The sequence below is a fragment of the Aquificaceae bacterium genome (assembly GCA_037722135.1).
GTDB lineage: Bacteria > Aquificota > Aquificia > Aquificales > Aquificaceae > Pampinifervens > Pampinifervens sericum.
The window spans coordinates 1-2,944 of record JBBKAW010000085.1 but is presented as its reverse complement, the minus strand read 5'-3'; the positions used below and the strand labels follow the sequence as shown (position 1 = coordinate 2,944).

Here is a 2,944-nt window from a genome sequence, read left to right as displayed (position 1 = left end):
ATACCTATGCCTCCAGCTTCTGCCAACTTCCTACTAAGGTTTTCAAGAAAGATATCGTAGTATAACTTAGTATCAAAGGGTTTTCTCTCTAACATAGGTTTAAAGGCTTCTTTCATGACTTCCTTCAAAAGTATGGCTTCAAACTCAATAGCGACTGCCTTCTTGTCTTTTTTCATAGTATCTATGTAATTCAACCCTTGAGGAGGAAACAACATTTTTCCGTCAACCCTCATTTGTATAATTATAATATGCTCCTACTTATTCTTTTCCTCTTTTTACCACTAAGTCTTTTCGCGCAGGTTTTCATAATGTCTAATTATCCCTTGAGAAAAAACAATATAGAAAGGGTCATTAACGAACAAAATTACAAAGCAATAGTGGATATTATAAGAAACATAGAGGATGTGAAGGATGTTTACATAATGGAAAGTGAAGAGGGAGTCTACATCTACGTGGAAAGGTTTCCAATAATAAGGTCTATACATATAAAAGGAAATGTGGCACTTATTAAAGATGAAATACTGTCTCATCTTGGCTTTTATGAAGGAATGCCCGTGAGAGGTCCAGAGTTTGATGAATCGGATATAGAAGATAGGGTTAAAAGGCTATACATGGATAGAGGCTTTCTTGACGCCTCTGTAAAGGTCACGCTAACAAAGGATGAAGAAGGTTACATAGACATATATATGGGAATAGATGAAGGACCTGTCTACTTTACAGATGGAGGGGTATATAAAGGATCAAGCTATCCTTCTTCTGTTTTGGATGAGTCCATAGGACTTGTAAGAGGCAGGGTAGTAAAGGAAAGTCTTTTCAGAGACAGTGTGTTTCAGCTTCAGGACTTCTACATTGAGGAGGGTTTCTGGGACAGCTTTGTTTACTATGAGGGGCTGGAAAAGTTAAGACTAAATAGACCCTTCTACCACGTTCTTATGCCTATGGATAAGCAGATAAAGAGAAGACCCCTTAGGTTTTTAGGCTCTCTCTCCGAGGGCATCTCAAACCTTTTTACTCACCCCATTGCCACCTTTAGAGCCTTAACTGGAAGGGGCTTTGTTGCACGACCTGTATTTCATATAATTGAAGGTAAGAAATACAATATTAATTGGGAAGGAGCAAGCTTTTTTACAGAAAAGGAGCTTACCGCTATAAGCGGTCTACAAAACAAAGGTGTTGATCCCTTTTCACTTGAGGAAGCAAGGGAAAGCATAATAAGAGCATATCATAAGAAGGGTTTCTTTGATGTGAAAGTTGAATATGAAATGACAGAATACACAATAAATTTCAAAATACAGGAAGGAGACAGATATAAGGTTGTTGGAGAAGGCTTTGACGGACAGTTTTATGATGAGGATGTGTTAGAAAAAATCCTTAAGTCTAAATTGGAAAAGTTATACAAAGAGGGCTATACGCTTGCAGATGGTAGACTAAAAAAGGAGGTCCTTAGAGACAAAAAAGAGGTAAAGGTGGAGTTTGATATAAATCCAGGAAAAAGGCAGATACTAAAGGATGTAAAGTATGAAGGCGAAAACAGAGATATAAAGAAGCTATTCAGCAAACATAGAGATAAACTACCTGCTATATTTAACACAAACCTGATTGAAGCCATAAATATAGACTTACAAAACTACTTCCTTAAAAAGGGTCTAATGGATGGTAGTTTTGAAATAGATGTTAAGGTTCAAGAAGACGAAGAAAACTTCTTTTACACATACATATACAGAGTGGAAGAAGGACAAGTATACAAACTTGGTGAAACTATATATTACGGCTATGAAAAGACTTCATCCAGAGAGCTATCATATATGACAAAAAAGGCACAGAATTACTCACAAAATCTTGATGACGAAACGCTACACAACATGCTAACCAGCGGTATATTTAACGGTGTATCCATAGATACCTTTGTTGACAAAGAAAAGAAAGTAGTCCACCGCTTAATTCAGTTATCAGAAGATAAAAGAGGTCTTCTTGACCTTTCTCTCGGATACAACACGGAAGAAAATATATCTCTTGAAGGTTTTATCGGTTTAAAGAACTTGTTTGGAGTAGGACTCTCTTCTGGTTTAAAATATAGAAAAACTGGTAAAAGAGAGCTTTATGAACTTAGCCTCTCAGACAACTTTTTGTTTTCAAGTAGATACTGGTTCAAGTCCAACCTGTTTAAAACCTATGAAGAACACAGAAGCTACAATCTTGACTCATATGGCTCTAACCTTCAATTAGGCTATAGGATAACAAGGAATACATCCGTAGGTCCTGTCTTTAGCCTTCTTAGGAACGAGGTAGATGGACAGAAGTATAACCTCAGAAAGTATGGGGTATTTCTCTTAAGAGAGTTTAAGGATGACATCTTCTCACCAAGCAGAATACATTACAATAGCGTAAACCTTAGTCTTGCAGAAGGTGATGCGCGTTATTCTAAATTTGAACTTTCTACTTTTTATCACATACCATTGCCAAAGGAGTTTAAGTTTAGCTTCAAGGTAGCTGGAGGTGCGGTTTGGGGAGATGCACCCATATTTGACAGGTTTTTCTTAGGTGGTCTTAGAGACCTAAGAGGCTATTCTTACGAAGAGATTGGTCAACCCAATGGTGGTAAATACTATACTTTTGGAAGGGTTGAGCTTACATTTCCCCTAAGAGAGCCCTTCATCGGAGTTATTTTTGGAGATGTGGGTAGTGTTAATGACAAGCCTAAGGATTTATATAAAAGTCTCAAGGCTGATGCGGGCTTAGCCTTAGGTGTAAACACACCAATAGGACCCATAAGAGTTGATGTAGCTTTCCCCTTTGAAGGCAGATGGCTTAATAAGTTTAAGGTTTATCTATCTGTAGGCTATTATTATTGAGGTCTTTTCCTTTCAATTTTCTGCTTGTATTGGTCTATCTTCTCCTTTCTATGTTGGGGGTTTGCAAAATAGAGGGCGCTTAGGAAAAAGGA

At 37.4% G+C, this 2,944-nt stretch carries 2 protein-coding genes; one reads left to right on the top strand and one right to left on the bottom strand.

Annotated elements, in window-relative coordinates:
* Positions 1-233: hypothetical protein (locus WKI49_06015; protein ID MEJ7622045.1), on the bottom strand; the 233-nt coding region annotated here is incomplete at its 3' end.
* Between the two features lie 15 nt (positions 234-248).
* Here WKI49_06015 and WKI49_06010 point away from each other — a divergent pair.
* On the top strand, positions 249-2,852 hold the full coding sequence (locus tag WKI49_06010; protein ID MEJ7622044.1) for a BamA/TamA family outer membrane protein: 2,604 nt from the start codon (positions 249-251) through the stop codon (positions 2,850-2,852).
* Positions 2,853-2,944: the final 92 nt, after the last annotated feature.